Annotated in this window: 14 protein-coding genes and 1 tRNA gene; 7 read left to right on the top strand and 8 right to left on the bottom strand. The window is 67.6% G+C overall.

What is annotated here, in order from left to right; translation table 11 throughout:
- Positions 1-342 (bottom strand): DUF5335 domain-containing protein (locus ACFPOU_RS19790; RefSeq protein WP_379725325.1); only part of this gene is annotated, 342 nt, incomplete at its 3' end.
- A gap of 219 nt (positions 343-561) precedes the next feature.
- Positions 562-1,770, bottom strand: a complete 1,209-nt coding sequence (purT, locus tag ACFPOU_RS19795) for a formate-dependent phosphoribosylglycinamide formyltransferase (protein WP_379725328.1) — start codon at positions 1,768-1,770, stop codon at positions 562-564.
- A gap of 135 nt (positions 1,771-1,905) precedes the next feature.
- Here purT and ACFPOU_RS19800 point away from each other — a divergent pair.
- Positions 1,906-1,981: transfer RNA gene (locus ACFPOU_RS19800), tRNA-Asn, on the top strand.
- A 138-nt stretch (positions 1,982-2,119) separates the two neighbouring features.
- Positions 2,120-3,211 (top strand): tartrate dehydrogenase, encoded by a 1,092-nt coding sequence (locus ACFPOU_RS19805; RefSeq protein ID WP_379725331.1) that lies wholly within the window; start codon positions 2,120-2,122, stop codon positions 3,209-3,211.
- 34 nt (positions 3,212-3,245) lie between these two features.
- On the opposite strand, the gene ACFPOU_RS19810 is transcribed toward ACFPOU_RS19805, so the two are convergent.
- Entirely contained in the window at positions 3,246-4,778 is a 1,533-nt protein-coding gene (locus ACFPOU_RS19810) for an amidase (RefSeq protein WP_379725334.1), read from the bottom strand.
- A gap of 138 nt (positions 4,779-4,916) precedes the next feature.
- Positions 4,917-5,210 (bottom strand): hypothetical protein, encoded by a 294-nt coding sequence (locus ACFPOU_RS19815; RefSeq protein WP_379725337.1) that lies wholly within the window; start codon positions 5,208-5,210, stop codon positions 4,917-4,919.
- A 171-nt stretch (positions 5,211-5,381) separates the two neighbouring features.
- Between ACFPOU_RS19815 and ACFPOU_RS19820 the strand changes: the two genes are divergently transcribed.
- Positions 5,382-7,052 (top strand): response regulator, encoded by a 1,671-nt coding sequence (locus ACFPOU_RS19820; protein ID WP_379725340.1) that lies wholly within the window; start codon positions 5,382-5,384, stop codon positions 7,050-7,052.
- Positions 7,053-7,065: 13 nt separating this feature from the next.
- Here the strand turns inward: ACFPOU_RS19820 and ACFPOU_RS19825 are convergent, their stop codons facing one another.
- Together ACFPOU_RS19825 and ACFPOU_RS19830 are read right to left on the bottom strand one after the other, a co-directional pair.
- Positions 7,066-7,521, bottom strand: a complete 456-nt coding sequence (locus ACFPOU_RS19825) for a response regulator (RefSeq protein WP_379725343.1) — start codon at positions 7,519-7,521, stop codon at positions 7,066-7,068.
- Positions 7,522-7,527: 6 nt separating this feature from the next.
- Positions 7,528-9,798 carry an ATP-binding protein gene (locus ACFPOU_RS19830; protein WP_379725346.1) on the bottom strand — a complete coding sequence of 757 codons (2,271 nt, stop codon included), beginning with the start codon at positions 9,796-9,798 and terminating at the stop codon, positions 7,528-7,530.
- A gap of 248 nt (positions 9,799-10,046) precedes the next feature.
- Between ACFPOU_RS19830 and ACFPOU_RS19835 the strand changes: the two genes are divergently transcribed.
- Positions 10,047-11,957 carry a hybrid sensor histidine kinase/response regulator gene (locus ACFPOU_RS19835; protein WP_379725349.1) on the top strand — a complete coding sequence of 637 codons (1,911 nt, stop codon included), beginning with the start codon at positions 10,047-10,049 and terminating at the stop codon, positions 11,955-11,957.
- A 9-nt stretch (positions 11,958-11,966) separates the two neighbouring features.
- Positions 11,967-12,887 carry a pyridoxal-phosphate dependent enzyme gene (locus ACFPOU_RS19840; RefSeq protein ID WP_379725352.1) on the top strand — a complete coding sequence of 307 codons (921 nt, stop codon included), beginning with the start codon at positions 11,967-11,969 and terminating at the stop codon, positions 12,885-12,887.
- A gap of 17 nt (positions 12,888-12,904) precedes the next feature.
- Here ACFPOU_RS19840 and ACFPOU_RS19845 read toward each other — a convergent pair whose 3' ends face one another.
- Entirely contained in the window at positions 12,905-14,080 is a 1,176-nt protein-coding gene (locus tag ACFPOU_RS19845; RefSeq protein WP_379725354.1) for an esterase/lipase family protein, read from the bottom strand.
- A gap of 131 nt (positions 14,081-14,211) precedes the next feature.
- Complete coding sequence (locus tag ACFPOU_RS19850) at positions 14,212-15,477, bottom strand: dienelactone hydrolase family protein (protein ID WP_379725357.1); 1,266 nt, start codon at positions 15,475-15,477, stop codon at positions 14,212-14,214.
- 396 nt (positions 15,478-15,873) lie between these two features.
- On the opposite strand from ACFPOU_RS19850, the gene ACFPOU_RS19855 reads away from it, so the two are divergent.
- On the top strand, positions 15,874-16,440 hold the full coding sequence (locus ACFPOU_RS19855; RefSeq protein ID WP_379725360.1) for an NADPH-dependent FMN reductase: 567 nt from the start codon (positions 15,874-15,876) through the stop codon (positions 16,438-16,440).
- 49 nt (positions 16,441-16,489) lie between these two features.
- The gene (locus ACFPOU_RS19860; protein ID WP_379725363.1) at positions 16,490-17,113 is read left to right on the top strand and encodes a tRNA-uridine aminocarboxypropyltransferase; all 624 of its coding nucleotides are present in this window, start codon (positions 16,490-16,492) and stop codon (positions 17,111-17,113) included.
- Position 17,114 lies beyond the last annotated feature (1 nt).

Raw genomic sequence — 17,114 nt, forward strand, 5'->3', positions numbered from 1 at the left:
CCTGGCGCCCGGCGCCGGCAGCATCAGCGGGTCGCGCAGCCTGACGATTTCCTGGATGCCGTCGGCGCGGTCGATCTTCAAACTCACGAGGCCGGCCGGCCCCTCGTCGATGAAGATCTCGGCCGGCTGGCGGATCAGGTGATCCAGCCCTTCGAGCAGGACTTCGACCAGGTCGTTCTTGTGGTCGTACACGATGCCCAGGAACGGCAGCCACTGCGCTTCGAGCTGTGCGCCGATCGCCAGCGATGCCACTTCAATTTCAGCCTGCTTGCCGACCAGGGTCTTCGAGACATGATCGAAGTAGGGTCCCCATGCTGCTTTCTCGAGTTTCGATATGGTCATGATGGTCCTCCGCGCACGTTGTCCGGAAACGGCGGCAGGCGCCCGACGGCGCTTGCCGCTGGAAAAGGGCAGGCGCCCGCAGGCAGGCGTGGGCGCTGCCGGCGGGCGCGCGGCCGCGTTCGCCGGCGATGGCGACGCGTCCGATTGCATGTTCCACCGTCGCGCGCGGGCGCGGCGCGCGTTTGCGCGCCGGCATGCATGCGCCGCCGCGACGCGCGGTCAGCCGGCGATCGGCTTGACGCGGGCAGCAGCGGTGCGCGCCCGCTCGCGCGCCGTTCCGATGTCGCCCGCCGTCGCCAGCGCCACGCCCATGCGCCGGCGCGCAAACGATTCGGGCTTGCCGAACAGGCGAATATCGGTGTCCGGCACCTGCAGCGCCTCGGCCACGCCCTCGAAGGCGATGCCCCTGGCGTCCATTCCGCCATAGATCACCGCCGAGGCGCCGGGCGCGCGCAGCGCCGTGTTCACGGGCAAGCCGAGCACGGCCTTGGCGTGCAGCTCGAATTCGCTCTGCACCTGGGTCGCCATCGTCACCATGCCGGTGTCGTGCGGGCGCGGGCTCACTTCCGAGAACCAGACCATGTCGCCCTTGACGAACAGTTCGACGCCGAACACGCCGAAGCCGCCGAGGTTGCCCGTGACCCGTTCCGCGATGACGCGCGCACGCTCCAGGGCCAGCGGCGCCATCGGGTGCGGCTGCCAGGATTCGACGTAATCGCCCTGCACCTGCAGGTGGCCGACCGGCTCGCAAAAATCCGTCCGCGGCGTGCCGTCGAGCCCGCGCGAGCGCACCGTCAGCAGCGTGATCTCGTAGTCGAAATCGATGAAGCCTTCGGCGATCACGCGCCCGGCATCGACCCGTCCGCCGGCCGCCGCATGGTCCCAGGCGGCCTTCACGTCCGCCGCGCTGTCGAGCTTCGACTGGCCCTTGCCCGATGACGACATCACCGGTTTCACCACGCAGGGGAAGCCGACGAAGGCACAGGCCTCTTCGAGTTCGGCCAGGCTGCCGGCGAAGCGGTAGGGCGATGTGGCCAGCCCCAGTTCTTCCGCGGCCAGGCGGCGGATGCCTTCGCGGTTCATCGTCAGCTGCGTGGCGCGCGCGGTCGGAATGCAGGTGATGGTGCCGGCCGCTTCGAGTTCGGCCAGGGTATCGGTGGCGATCGCCTCGATTTCAGGAATCACGAGGTCGGGCTTTTCGCGCTCGATCAGGGCGGCCAGGGCGGCGCCATCGGTCATGTCGATCACGTGGGCGCGGTGCGCGACCTGGTGGCCGGGCGCGTCCGGGTAGCGGTCGACGGCGATCACCTCGACGCCGAGGCGCTGCAGGGAAATGATGACTTCCTTGCCGAGTTCGCCAGAGCCGAGCAGCATCACGCGCGTGGCCGAAGGAGAGAGAGGAGTGCCGAAAATGCGGGGAGCTGTCATGGTCATAATCAGGAATGTGCGCCGTGCGGCAGGGTGGTGCGAACTATAGCAAAGCCGGGCGGATCGGGTGCAAGATTGAATATTTCGCCTGGGACTCGCCAAACCGCGATCGGCCCGCTATAATGTTGCCTCAATTCCCTGATAGCTCAGTTGGTAGAGCGACGGACTGTTAATCCGCAGGTCCCTGGTTCGAGTCCAGGTCGGGGAGCCAGAACAGAGGAAAAGGCCGCGTCGGTGACGCGGCCTTTTTGCGTTTTCCGGTCGCGGCGCAGGCGGGCCGTGCCCATGCGGCGCCTGCAAACGCCGCCAAAGACTGCTACGATCAGCGTTTCCCATCACAGGTGCTCACATGACCCGTAGTTTCAAGATTGCCGCGATCGCCGGCGACGGCATCGGCAAGGAAGTCCTGCCGGAAGGCTTGAAAGTCCTCGCTGCCGCCGCCAGGCGCTTCGATATCGATATCGAGTTCGTCCACTTCGAGTGGGCCAGCTGCGATTATTACCTGAAGACCGGCGACATGATGCCGCCCGACTGGAAAGCCCAGCTCTCGGGCATGGACGCGATCTATTTCGGCGCGGTCGGCTGGCCCGCCACGGTGCCCGACCACATTTCGCTCTGGGGTTCGCTGCTGAAATTCCGGCGCGAGTTCGACCAGTACATCAACCTGCGTCCGGTGCGCCTGTTCGAAGGCGTGCCCTGCCCGCTGGCCAACCGCAAGCCGGGCGACATCGATTTCTACGTGGTGCGTGAAAACACCGAGGGCGAATACACGAACCTGGGCGGCATCATGTTCGCCGGCACCGAGCGCGAAGTGGTGATCCAGGAATCGGTCTTCAGCCGCCATGGCGCCGACCGCGTGCTGAAGTACGCCTTCGAACTGGCGCGCGCACGCGCGCGCAAGCACCTGACGGTGGCGACCAAGTCGAACGGGATCGCGATCAGCATGCCCTGGTGGGACGGGCGCGCCGACGCCGTTGGCGCCGACTATCCCGAGATCACGGTCGACAAGCAGCACATCGACATCCTGACGGCACGCTTCGTGTTGCAGCCGCAGCGCTTCGACGTGGTGGTCGCTTCGAATCTGTTCGGCGACATCCTGTCGGACCTGGGACCGGCCTGCACCGGCACGATCGGGCTGGCGCCGTCGGGCAACCTGAATCCGGACCGCACCTTCCCATCGCTGTTCGAGCCGGTGCACGGGTCGGCGCCGGATATCGCGGGCAAGGGGATCGCCAATCCGATCGCGATGATCTGGTCGGGGGCGATGATGCTCGGCTTCCTGGGCGACGCGCCGGATGCGCCGCGCGGATGCCGCGAGGCGCACGATGCGATCGTCGCGGCGATCGAGGAAGTGTTGCGCAGCGGGCCGCGCACGGGCGATTTGGGCGGCAAGGCGACAACCGTCGAGGTTGGCGATGCGATCGCCGGCCTGATCGGCTGACCCGGGGGCGGCAGGGCGGACTCGCGCGCCCACCCTACGGGAGCGCGGCCGCTTCCCCCTTCACGCCGGCCCCCTCACGGGCCAGCGGCGCGAGCCGGTCGAACCACGGCGCCGCCTCTTCCAGCTGGTGCGCCAGCTGCAGCAGCCTGTCCTCGCTGCCGAACCTCCCCACGAACTGCACCCCCAGCGGCAAGCCCGCCGCCGTCCAATGCAGGGGCACCGACATGGCCGGCGTGCCGGTCAGGTTGGCCAGCTGCGTAAACGGCACATAGCGCAGGCTGTCGCGCGCGATCCGGTCGACGGTGCTGTCCAGTAGACCCAGGCGCGCCAGGATGCCGAGCACGCCGCTACGCTGCAGCAGGTCGAGCACGAACTGCTCGCCGCGCGGCGGGTCGCCCTGGCCATGGCGGATGGGGGGATGGGCCAGCGTCGGCGTGAGCTGCATGTCGTAGCGCGCGTGGAAGCGCGCCAGCGCGCGCGAGAAATCGTTCCATTTGTACAGCTGCGTGGTGAGCTGCCCGGCCGGCACGCCGGCGCCGAGCGTCAGCAGCAGGCGGGTCATCAGTTCGACCTCGCCCGCGCGTGCGCCGAGCGCCCTGGCGCGCGCCACCATGGCCGGCACCTGGCCGAAATACACGTGCAGGAAACTCGCGGCCAGGGCCGCGCCGTCGATCTCGGGCGCGGCTTCCTCGACGTCGTGGCCGAGTGCGTGCAGCAGCGCGACCGTCCCGCGCACGGCCGCCACCGCTTCCGGATGCACGTCGGTGCCGATCGGCGAGGCGGTGGAAAAGCCGATGCGCAGCCTGCCCGGATCGCGCCGCGCCAGCTCGCGGTAAGGGGCGCAGGGCGTGGCGATATCGAACGGGTCGCCCGGCTCATGTCCGGCCAGGATATCGAGGGCCAGCGCCGAATCGCGCACGCTGCGCGACAGGACGCCTTCGGTCGAGGCGCCGAACCAGATCTCGCCCATCGCCGGTCCCGACGAGACCCGTCCGCGCGAGGGCCGCAGCCCGAACAGGCCGCAGCAGGCGGCGGGAATCCGGATCGAACCGCCGCCGTCGTTGCCGGCCGCCATGGGCACGATGCCGGCCGCGACCGCCGCCGCCGCGCCGCCGCTCGAGCCGCCCGGCGTATGGCCGAGATTCCAGGGATTGCTGGCCCGTCCGTGGAGAGCCGAATCGGTGACCGCCTTCAGCGCGAACTCGGGCAGGTTGCTCTTGCCGAAGATGACGAGGCCGGCCTCCAGGTAGCGCCGCACGACGGCGGCATGTTCGCGCGGCACGTAAGCGTGCATCGCACGGCTGCCGAAGCTGGTCGGCACGCCCGCATAGTCTTGCACGATATCCTTGATCAGGAAGGGGACGCCGGCCAGCGGACCGCCAAGCGGACCGGCAAGCTGCTCCCGCGCCTGCGCCTCGAGCAGGCGGCAGACGGCATTGACGCGACCGTGGACGGCGGCATTGCGGGCCAGCGCCAGGCCGAGCAGTTCCTCGGGCGTGGTGTCGCCGCACGCCACCCGGGCGGCGAGGGCGGTGGCGTCATGTTGCAGATATTCCGGATAATCCATGGGCATCCCTCGGACAGCCTCGCCCAGCATGAAATAAGGTTACCGCGGAGTTACCGCGGAGTTACCGCGGAGTTACCGCGGAGTTACTGCGGAGTTACCGCGGGGTTACGCAATATTGTCAATTTTAAAACGAATTTCTCATTTCCTGTGCTTCTTGCCGTTGGAGGTACGGGTGCGCGTATAAAAATCCGGCGGCTTCTTCGCTACCCAGTCGATGAAGGCGCGGATCTCGGCGTGCCCGCGCAGCGCTTCCCAGGTGTGGTAGGTGCGCAAAAGTTCGCGCTCGGTGAAGGTCGAATGGATCTTGCGGTGGCAAATCCTATGGATGGGGAACTGTTCCTTGCCTTTGAAGGTCTTCGGCACCAGGTGGTGGCGGTCGACGTTGACGGTACCCAGTTCGCGGTCGCACAAGGGGCATGTTGAGTCGGGCACGTATTTACCGTCCAGCAAACAGAGTCATGGGATGTACAGGTGGTGGCGAAACCCCTGGGGTCAAGCACAATAGTGAATTTGACGAACGTGATCGTCACATTGATGTAGAATCAACTCTTCACATAAAGCAACTCGACCCTGGGCGTTGTCGGCAATCGGGTCTCTAGAGCAATGATCGAAGACGATACCAGTAAATGTTCGATCCTTCTGATCGATGACGAACCCTTCGCACAGCAAATCATCCAGCATGGCTTGAAAGGATGCGTCAAGCATGTGCTGCGCTACGAGCCGAGCCCGATGCGCGCTGTCGACCTGGTGCGCGAGCTCGATGTCACCGTGGTGCTGGTCGACCTGCGCATGCCCGACCTCGACGGTTTCGGGTTCACGCGCCGACTGCGCGCCAATCCCGCCACCGAACACGTTCCCGTCATCATGCTGTCGTCTGAAGACGATCCGGAAATCAAGGCGCAAGCCTTTGCCGCCGGGGTCAACGACTACATGGTGAAATGGCCCGATCCGCGCGAGCTCGTCGCGCGGGTGCAGTACCACAATGCCGCCTGCATTGCCCGGCGCGAGCGCGACGCCGCCTTTGCTTCGCTGCGCGTGAGCCAGCAGCAACTGGCCGCCAGCGAGTCGGCGCTGCACCAGGCGCAGAAGATGGAAGCCATCGGCCAGCTGACCGGCGGCGTGGCCCATGATTTCAACAACGTGCTGCAAATTATTGGCGGCAACCTGCAATTGCTGAAACTGGTCGGCGGCCTGAACGAGGCGGCGCGCTCCCGCGTCGAGATGGCGCTGGCCGGCGTCGAGCGCGGCGCCAAGCTGTCCTCGCACCTGCTCGCCTTTGCCCGGCGCCAGCCGCTGCAGGCGGTCGTGCTCAATCCCGGCCACCTGCTGCGCGACATGGACGACATGATGCGCCGCGTGCTGGGACCGAATGCGCGCGTGATCACCGACATCGATCCGTCGCTGTGGAGCACGGTGGCCGACCCGAACCAGCTCAACAATGTCCTGCTGAACCTGGCCATCAACGCGCGCGACGCCATGAGCGGCGACGGCACGCTCGTGATCCGCGCCGCGAATGCCGGGGGCAGGTCGCCGCCTGGGGACGCGACGCTGCCGGCCGGCGTCGAGCCGGGCGAATACGTGGTCATCGAGGTGTCCGATACCGGCAAGGGCATGCCGCCGGAGGTGCTGCAGCGCGCCTTCGAACCCTTCTTCACGACCAAGCCGGTCGGGCAGGGTACGGGACTGGGCCTGTCGATGGCCTATGGCTTCGTGAAGCAGTCGGGCGGCGAAATCGTTCTCTCGAGCGAAGTGGGATGCGGCACCAGCGTGCATATCTTCCTGCCGCGCAGCGAGGTCGAAGCGGCGCAGCCGGAGCCGCAGGTCGACGTGCCGCTCTACGGCGGCCTGGAAACGATCCTGGTGGTGGAAGACGAGGAAGACGTGCGCAGCTCGACCTGCGCCATCCTGTCCGCGCTCGGCTACCAGGTGCTCGAAGCGAGCGACGCGGCCGGGGCGATCGCCGTCGTCGAAAGCGGGCGCCACATCGACCTGGTGTTTACCGACGTGATCATGCCGGGGCCGGTGAGCAGCCTGCAACTGGGCGAAGCGGTGCGCACGCACCTGCCGCACGCGCAGATCTTGTACACATCAGGCTATGCGGAAGGGGTTCTGGCGCACGAAGGCAAGGTCAGTGCTTCGGTGCACCTGCTGCAGAAGCCCTACCATCCGGACGCGCTGAGCGCGCGCATCCGTCATTTGCTGCGCCCGGGAAGGAATGGCGGCGCCGCCGCCGATACCCGGCGCGCGGCGACGTCGGACGCAGGCGCCCAGTGAAACGCGGCGGCCTTCAGGCCGGCGGGACGTAGCGGAACGACCCCGGCGGCGGTTCGTTGAGCACTGCCCAGAAAATCCCCAGGTCGGCGATCGCGCGCACGAATTCCTTGAAATCGACCGGCTTGACGACGTAGGCATTCACGCCCAGCTCGTAGCTGCGGATCAGATCCTGCTCTTCCTTCGACGAGGTCAGCATCACGACCGGCATGCTCTTGAGCTTGTCCGTCTTGCGGATCACCGCCAGCACTTCCAGGCCGTCGACCTTCGGCAATTTCAGGTCCAGCAGGGCGACGGCCGGATTGCCTTCGACACGTTCGGCAAATTCGCCACGGCGCAGGAGGTAGTCGAGCGCTTCGGCGCCGTCGCGCACGACGACGACTTCGTTGGCGAGCTGGCTGCGGGCCAGCGCGACGAGGGTGAGTTCAAGGTCGTTCGGATTGTCTTCGACCAGCAAAATGGGTTTTAGCATGGGTAATTAATGTCGCGATTGCGATGTGGGTGCCAGCGTGCGCGGGATGCTGAAAGAGAAGGTGGCGCCTTGGCTCTGGACCGATTCGGCCCAGACCCGTCCGCCATGGCGCTCGACGATGCGGCGCACGTTGGCCAGGCCGATGCCCGTGCCCTGGAAATCTTCCATCCGGTGCAGGCGCTGGAAGACGCCGAACAGCTTGTGCACATATTCCATATTGAAGCCGGCGCCGTTGTCGGCGATGTGGAACACCGTTTCCTGGTCAACCCGTTCCGACCAGATGCGGATGAGGGCGGGATCGCGCTGCCTGGTGAACTTGACCGCGTTCGAGAGCAGGTTCTGGACCGCCAGGTGCAGGAAGGTCGGGTCGGCCGTGATGCGCGGCAGCGGAGCGATGTCCCATTCGATGGTCCGCCCGGCCGTCTCGAGCGAGAGCTTGTCGATGCACGAAGCGAACAGGTGCGCCATGTCGATCTCGACCGGGCGCAGCGCGGCGCGGCCCATCTGCGAGAAGCTCAGCAGGTCGTCGACCAGCTTGCCCGCCAGGCGCGCCGATTCCTTGATATTGCTGAGGAAGCGCTGGCGCATGCCGGCGTCCTCGCTACCGATGGCCTCGAGCAGCAGGTCGGAAAAGCCGACGATATGGCGCAGCGGCGCGCGCAGGTCGTGCGAGACGGAATAGGAGAACGCTTCGAGTTCCTTGTTCGCGCGGCCGAGTTCCTCGGCCAGGCCGGCCATTTCTTCGGCCCGCTCTAGCGCGATGCCGAGCAAGGCGCTGCGGAACTCCCCGGTCAGTTCGATCTCGGCGACGTGCCAGGGCAGGCTCACGCCGTGGATTTCCTCGCGCCAGGTGGCAAAGCTGGTGCGCGGCGTGAGCTGGGCCGGCAGCGCGGCATCGGGCGCGCCGCGTTCCTTCTCGTGCGGGTTGCCGGCCCACTCGATTGTATGCACCACTTCCGGACGGAACCAGAGCAGATAATCCTTGTGCAGGCCCGAGATCGACATGGCCAAGACGCCGCTGGCATTGCGCCTGAGCGCGGCGCCGCCCGGATACGCGGCCGAGAGCTGGTCGGTGGACCAGATCTCGCGGCCGTGGCCCTGCAGGTCGATCCAGGCCACCAGGTCCTGGATCGCGGCGACATCGGGCGTGTCGCCGAACGTGAGCACGCGCCCGTCGGCCACCACCGCCACCCCGCCCGCGCGCGCAAAGCGCAGCAGTTCGGGAAGGACGGCGCTCATGTTCTCGATGACGTCGGCGCCCTTGGTAAGGTTGCCGAGCATCGCCACCATCATGCGCCGCACCTCCAGGCGGAATTGCAGCTCGCTGGCGTCCTCGCGCGACTCGATGCACAGCGCCAGCACCTGGCCGAGCTGTTCGCACGCGGTGCGCTTCTCGAAGGGCAGCGGGCAGGGCGCTTCGTTATGGCAGGAGATCAGGCCCCAGAGCTTGCCCTTGACCATCAGCGACACCGACATCGAGGCCAGCGTGCCCATGTTGCGCATGTATTGCAGGTGCACCGGCGAGACGCTGCGCAGGGCGGCGAAGGACAGGTCGTTGCGCTCGCCGGTGACGGGATTGACCGGCGGCACCAGCGGCGACGGGGCGTAGTTGGCGTCCTGGATCAGGCGGATGCGCGACAGCGCGTACAGCTCGCGCGCCTGGGCCGGGATGTCCGAGGCCGGGAAGCGCTGGCCCATGTACGAGTGGTAGGCGTCTTCCTTCGATTCGGCCATCACGTGGCCGTGGCCGTCGCGGTCGAACTGGTAGACCATCACGCGGCCGAACCCGGTCACCATGCGTATCTGGTGCGCCGCCAGCCGGGACAGGGACTCGACCGATTCGTTCTCGTTGACCTTCAACAGGAAGTCGCCCAGCAGCGGATAGAGATTGCGGAAGTCCAGCGCCTTGGTACGCTCGATGGCTTCGAATTCGAGGATGATCAAGCCGTCCCAGGCGTGGCCGAGGACGTCGAAGTGGCGCTCGTTCCTGACCGTGATGGTGCCCAGGTAGAAAGGCCGCTGGCCCAGCTTGCCATCGGCCAGCGCGCTTGCCAGCCGTCCGGCGCCGTCCGGACCGATCACGTCGGCCAGCGGGCGGCCGATGGCGGCCGCGGCGTCCAGGCCGATCCAGTGCGCCAGGTTGGCGCTGGCCTGCAGGATCTCCCCTGCTGCCGACAGCGTCAGCAGGAAGCCATGCGGCTGGATGCTGCCAGGGGTGCGGATCGGTTCTCGGTCACAGCCGGACAAGTCGAGCGGTGAGGATGGGGGTGACGTCATGGGGCACGGGCGCATGCACGGCTGGGTTGCAAAAACGGTATTCTAGCCTGAAAGACATGGTCCGGCACGGGGGCGCACGGATCTTTTCACGGCGAGCCGCCACTATACGAAAGATCGCGCCTTTGCGGCGCCCGGGAAACGAATGTATGCAAAGTAAGTGAATGCGCCGCTCGATCCCTTCAGCATGGCCGATCATGCCGCTTTCGGTTTATGATGGATTTTTCCGCCACCGCCGAGCCACGCCGCCCATGAACCAGCAACTGGCCGCCGAGAAGAAACTGACCGACGAGAAGCGTTTCCAGTACCTGATCTCCGGCATCAGCGACTACGCGATCTACATGCTCGACTGCGACGGCCTGGTCAGCAGCTGGAATGCCGGCGCCCAGCGCTTCAAGGGCTATATAGCCCCGGAAATCCTGGGCCAGCATTTTTCGCGCTTTTATACGCCCGAGGACCGTGCCGACAAGCTGCCGGCGCGCGCCCTGGCCACGGCCCTGGCCGAGGGCAAGTACGAAGCCGAGGGATGGCGCCTGCGCCAGGACGGCACGCGCTTCTGGGCCAGCGTCGTGATCGACCCGATCTACGACGAACAGCGCACGCTGCTCGGCTATGCCAAGATCACGCGCGACATCACCGAGAAACGCCAGGCCGAGCAGGCGCTGCGCGCCAGCGAGGAACGCTTTCGCCTGCTGGTGGAGGGTGTGACCGACTACGCCATCTACATGCTCTCGCCGCTGGGCGAGGTCACCAACTGGAACGTCGGCGCCGAGCGCATCAACGGCTACCGGCAGGACGAGATCGTGGGCCAGCATTTCTCGCGCTTCTACACCGACGAAGACCGGGCCGACAGGCGGCCGCAACGCGCACTCGAGAACGCCGCGCGCCTGGGCCGCCACGAGGCCGAGGGTTGGCGCGTGTGCAAGGACGGCAGCCGCTTCTGGGCGCATGTCGTGATCGACGGCATCCGCGACGACATGGGCGAGCTGATCGGCTTTGCCAAGATCACGCGCGACCTGACCGAAAAAAAGAAGGCCGACGCCGCGCTGGCCGAAGCGAACGCGGCCCTGTTCCAGTCCCAGAAGATGGAATCGATCGGCCAGCTCACGGGCGGCATCGCGCACGACTTCAACAACCTGCTGTCGGTGCTGGCCAGCGGCCTCGAAGTGCTGACCCTGGGACGCGGCGGCGGCGCCGATGCCCGGACCTTCGAGAGCATGCGGCGGGCGGTCGAGCGCGGCGCCACGCTGACCCAGCAACTGCTGGCCTTTGCCCGACAGCAACCGCTGCAGCCGGAAACGCGCAACGTGAACCACCTGATCGGCGGTTTCGAATCGGTGCTGCGGCGCGCGGTCAACCCCGCCATCGATTTCCAGGTCCGGCTCGACCCGCAGGTGCGCAGCACCGTCATCGACAGCGCGCGCTTCGAGTCGGCCATCCTGAACCTGGTCGTCAACGCGCGCGACGCCATGCCCGAGGGCGGGCGCCTGCAGATCGAGACCGCCAACGTCGACCTGGACGGACATGCGGTGCGCGGCCTGGCGCCGGGACCCTACGTGCGGGTCGGCGTGACCGACACCGGCACCGGCATGACGCCCGACACGGCGGCGCGCGCGTTCGAACCGTTCTACACGACCAAGGAAGTGGGCAAGGGAACGGGCCTGGGCCTGTCCCAGGTCTACGGCTTCATCAAGCAGTCGGGCGGCGAGGTCGTGATCGACACCGCGCCCGGCGCAGGCACGGCCATTTCCATTCTGCTGCCGGCCGCGCCGGGCCAGGAAGGCGCGCTCCAGGACCAGGAAGGCAGTGAGCTGGTCCTGATCGTCGAGGACGAACCGGACCTGATGGACGCGGCCGCGGCGCTGTACATCGGCATGGGCTACGAAGTCGTCACCGCCTCGAGCGGCCGCGAAGCCCAGGCCCTGCTCGACAGCCGCGAGGTCGGCATCCTGTTCACCGACCTCATCATGCCGCACGGGATGAACGGCATCGAACTGGCGGCCTATACGCGCCAGCGTTATCCGGACGTCAAGATCATCCTGGCGTCGGGCTATCCGCTGCCGGCCCTGGTACGCGAGGACGCCAGGTTGCGGGAGTTCGCCCTGGTCAACAAGCCCTATCGCCTGTCGGACCTGGCGCGCGCCCTGCGCACGGTGGGCTGAGCAACCGCCATGGGCCTGCATATCGTCACGCCGCTGCTTGCTTCGACCGCGTTTCCCGCCCGGCCGGGCGCGCGCGTCTGGCTCAAGATGGAAGCGCTGCAGCCGAGCGGCTCGTTCAAGCTGCGCGGCATCGGCCATGCGTGCGAAGTCCACGCGGCCCGCGGCGCGCGGCGCATCGTCGCCTCGTCCGGCGGCAATGCCGGGCTGGCGGCCGCCTACGCGGGCAGGCGGCTGGGCCTGCCGACCCTGGTCGTGGTGCCGGAAACGACCAGCGCGCGGGCGCGTTCCCTGCTGGCGCGCGAAGGCGCCGAGGTGCGCGTCCACGGCCTGTCATTCCAGGAAGCGAACGCGCATGCGCACGGCGTGCTCGGCGCGCAGGATGCCTTCGTCCACCCGTTCGACGATCCGCTGCTGTGGGAAGGCCACGCCGGCATGATCGACGAAGTCGCGCAGGCGGGCGTGCGGCCGGACGCGGTGGTGCTGGCCGTCGGCGGCGGCGGCCTGCTCAGCGGCGTGGTGGCCGGCCTGCGGCGCCAGGGCTGGAACGCGGTGCCCGTGTTCGCCGTCGAAACCGTGGGCGCCGATTCCTATGCGCAGTCGCTGGCGGCCGGCGAACGGATCGAGCTGCCCGCCATTGCCAGCATCGCCACCTCGCTCGGCGCGAGGAAAGTGTCGGAGCACGCATTCGGGCTGGCGCGCACGCATCCGGTCACCCCGTTCGTCGTCGGCGACGGCGAGGCGGTCGCCGCCTGCCTGCGCTTCATGGACGACCACCGCGTCGTCGTCGAGCCGGCCTGCGGGGCCGCGCTCGCGCTGGCCTACCGGCAGGACGGTCCGCTCGCCGCTTTCTCGAACGTGCTCGTGATCGTGTGCGGCGGCGCGACCGCGACCGTGGCGCAGTTGCAGGCGTGGGACGCGCAGCTGCGCTGACCCGCGGCGGGCACGTCTCACAGCCCGAACAGGATATCGCTCACGCGCTCGTAGATTCGGTTCGCCGACGGCCCCTGGTTCGGCCAGTTCAGAATATCGAAATGGTCGTAGCGCCGATACGTTCCCAGGAAATTCCAGCTCCCCCGCACCGCAACGCCGTCGAAATCCCGTACCGGGTGCCCGGCCGGCGCGCGCATGCTGACCGTGTTGACGACGCCGTCGTTGGCGAACCAGCGGCTGTCGATGCGCACCCGTCCCGGCGCCTCCTGGGTGTAACCGCCCATCCCGCGCTGGAACAGGGAAGGCACGATCCATTCCCCGGCGTAGGTCTTGTAGTAAGAGAACATGTCCTCGCGCGGGTAGTGGTAGGAGCGGTCCTGGAACGGTGCGATGCGGCGGTCGGTGTCGTTGCAGCAGGCAGCCCCGGCTTCGGTTGCCTGGGTACCGACCGAAAAGTAATAGACGCGCGGCGAAGTGCGCGCCCAGGCGTTGAAGTGGCGCGCGCCGTCGGGCGCCAGCTCCCAGTTGGCGAGGTCCGCCAGCAGCCAGTCGCGCAGCGGCGCGTTCAGCGCGGGCAGGATGTCGAGCACGGCGTCGCGCAAGGTCGTGCCGTCGTGTGGCGTCGAAATGGTGGTGACGCTGCGGATCCAGCCCAGCTTGCCGCCCCGGTACAGTTCGCCGTCGCCGGCCTGGGCATCGCCATGTTCGAGCAGCTCGACCAGCGCCCGGATCGTGGTGCCGCCCTGGCTGTGGCCGATCATGTGCAGCGGGTGCGCTGCGTCCCAGGCCGGATACAGGGCCGGCGGATAGCCCTCGGGATTGTCGCGCGGGTCGGCGGCCCAGCACTTGACGGCCTTCGGCGAGCGGTCGGCGGCCGCATGGCGCGCGCCGTCATCGACGCAGCCGCCCTTGAGCTGGGCGTAGAGTTCGGCCGCGCGCGCGCGGTTGCTGCCGATCGCCCCGACGACGGCGGTGAAGACCGTGCGCGGTCCCTTGTGCCGGCGCAGGTGCTCGGCGATATTGCCCTTGCCGCCCCAGTAAAGGAAACCGCTGCGCGTGAACCGGTCGGGGCCGAAGCCGAGGAAGCCATGGACCAGGACGATGGGGTCGTCGTTGGCGGCGCGCACAGGGCCGGCCCACTGCGTCAGCAGCAAGGCCAGCGCACAACACAGGATCCGGATCGCATGCGGCATAAAACACTCCGAAAGGATGACGGCCCATTGTCGGAGCACGGGCGGGAAACGGGTTTGCGCCAGGTCGAGCCCGGGCTTCGACGGTGCCGGCGGCGCATCGCGGCAGTGCGCCGCCGGCTTGACGAAACGGATTACCGCGCGGCCGGGGCCGCCGTGGCCGCGGGCACGGTACTGCCCACCGCGCCCGGCGCGTTCGGATCGGCCGGAGCGGCGATCGCGGCGGTCATGCTGGCCTTCTCGGCGGCGTCGACGCGGCTGCCGTCCCAGACGATGTAGTCGTCGATCGAATACAGCTTGCAGGGTTTGCTGCTTTTCGCCGAGCAGGTGGCCAGCGCCCGCGCTTCCGGCGCTTCGCCTTCCTCGGCCCAGGTCCAGGCGCCGCTCGGCGAGACGGCAAATGCGCGCGGCGTCATCTTGGTCAGGTAGTCGGCATAGGCGCGGCGTCCGTTTTCCGAAAGGAAGGGCACGGCCTCGATGTCGTCCAGCCTGGCGAATTCGGTGCGCGGCGGGGTCGGCGGCGGCGGCACCTTGTGCAGCACCTCGGTCGGCATGCCGACGCCCTTCAGGAAACGCACCGTGTCGGCAAGCCAGACCTGTTCGCCGTCGCGGCTGGCCAGCATGCCGTGGGCGTCGCGCTTGAACGAAGGGAATTCGACCAGGCGTGCCTTGCCGCCGGCCTGGGAATAGGCGGCGTGCAGGCGGTTCGCCAGGTCCGGGCCGAACAGCGAATCGTTCTCGCCATACATCCACAGGCTCGGCAGCTTGCTGTTGGCACCGTATTCGGCAAAGGCCGACACCAGCGCCGAGCGCCAGGCACAGCGGTCGCTGTCGTCGCGCAAGCCGCCGGCGAAATTGATCAGGCCGCGTACGCCCGGCAGCGCGCGGGTGCCGAGCGCCATCGTCGCCAGCCCGCCGTAGGACTGGCCGGCCACCACGATGCGGCTGGCGTCGATCCACGGCTGGGCGCGGGCATACGCGAGTGTCGCGTGGATGTCCTCGGCCTGCAGGTAGCCGTTGGCCGTCATGTCGCAGCCGCGATCGCGGTAGCGTCCGGTCGAATTGGCGAAGCCCTGGCGCATCGGCACCAGCACCGCGTAGCCGCGTTTCACGAAGGCGCTGGCCATGTGATAGAAGCGGTCGCGCGCCTGGGCGCTCGGGCGTCCCGGGTCCTTGCCATGATTGATCACCAGCAGCGGGAAGGGACCCGGACCGTTCGGGCGGAACACGGTCGTCTCGAGCATGGCCCGCTCGTCTTCCCCGGCCGGTACCTGCACGACCTGCTCGTTCATCCGGTAGTCGAGTTCCAGTTCCTGTTCGATGGCAATGCCGGGGAGCATGGCCAGGCTGGCGAGCAGGGCGGTAGTAATCTTGCGGGCGGAGGGGCGGACTTTAAACATGGGCGACTCTGGGATGCCTGCCGGTACGACAGAATTGCTTAAAGGAATGAATTTATTCTAGGCACCTCAGCAAGCAGGGGCAATATCCGTTTTGGCAATTCCAGACCTAAATTTTCACGTGTGGTAAAGATGCTTATCCACATCAATAACAAACACGGGGAACGTGGCGGCGCGTCCACAACGAGGCGTGGCGACAGGGGCAAGCTTGCCGTTTTTCCAGCTGTCGACATGGCAAAAGGTACGGCCGGTCGCGGCCTGCCGGATCGCCCGGGCGCTGCGTCCGGCGGGCGCTTCCGCTGGACGGGAATGGCCGTGCTTCAACGCGGCGCGGCTCTGCGCGCGTCCCCTCTAGAATGGTCGCCAGGCTGGTTCATTCACGCATGCGAGGAGGCGAACATGGTCAAGGTAGCGGTCATCGTCGGCAGCACCCGTCCGGGGCGCAAGGCGCTCGACGTGGCGACCTGGGTGATGGAAACGGCAAGCAAGCGCTCGGACGCAAGTTTCGAGCTGGTCGACATCCAGGATTTCAATCTGCCGCTGCTCGACGAGCCGGTGCCGCCCTCGATGGGCCGGTACTCGAAGCCGCATACGCTCGCCTGGGCGGCCAGGATCGCCCAGTTCGACGGCTTCGTCTTCGTCACGCCCGAGTACAACCACGGCACCTCGGGCGCGCTGAAGAACGCCATCGATTTCCTGTATGCGGAATGGAACAACAAGGCGGCCGGCTTTGTCGGCTACGGCAGCGCCGGCGGGGCGCGCGCCATCGAAAGCCTGCGCCTGGTGATGGGCGAGCTGATGGTGGCCGACGTGCGCGCCCAGGTCATGCTGTCGCTGTTTACCGACTTCGAAAACTACGTCACCTTCAAGCCGGCCGCGCATCATGCCAAATCGGTCGATGCCATGCTCGACCAGGTGGTGGCCTGGAGCGGCGCGCTGGCGCCGCTTCGCCAGGCGCCGGGCTGACGCCGGGCTAATGCCGGCTGATATAATCGGCGCCTTTTGCGCGCGATCGATGACGCCTGGACCATCTTCCCGCCGCGCCATGTGCGCGGCCTGCCTGCGCGCGCAGCCGGCCTGCATCTGCCGCTGGGTGCGCCCGGTGCGCGCGGAGGCGGGCCTGCTGATCCTGCAGCACCCGCTGGAAACGGCGAACGCCAAGAACAGCGCGCGCCTGCTGCACCTGTGCGTCGCGGGCAGCACGCTCGCCATCGGCGAAACCTTCGAGCCTGCCGCGCTCGACGCCCTCCTGCATGCCGGCGGACGCACGCCGGTGCTGCTCTATCCGGAAACGCCCGGCGTGGCCACGGTGCGGCCGGACAGCCTGGCGCCGCCCGGCCGGCTGCTGATCGTCGTGCTCGACGCCACCTGGCGCAAGAGCCGCAAGATGCTGCACCTGAACCCGGCCTTGCAGCGCCTGCCGCGCCTGGCCCTGGTCAGCATGCCGGCCTCGCACTACCGCATCCGCAAGGCGCACGCGCCGCACCAGCTGTCGAGCCTGGAAGCGGGCGCCCACGCGCTGGGGCAGGTCGGCGGCAGCGCCGCCGGTGTCGCGCCTCTGTTGGACGCGTTCGAGGGTTTCGTGCAACAACAGGCCGATTATGTGCCTGCGCGCGCCGCGCACCCGCGCGGCGCTTGAG

The sequence above is a fragment of the Massilia jejuensis genome (assembly GCF_042656795.1).
GTDB classification, from domain to species: Bacteria; Pseudomonadota; Gammaproteobacteria; order Burkholderiales; family Burkholderiaceae_D; genus Telluria; species Telluria jejuensis.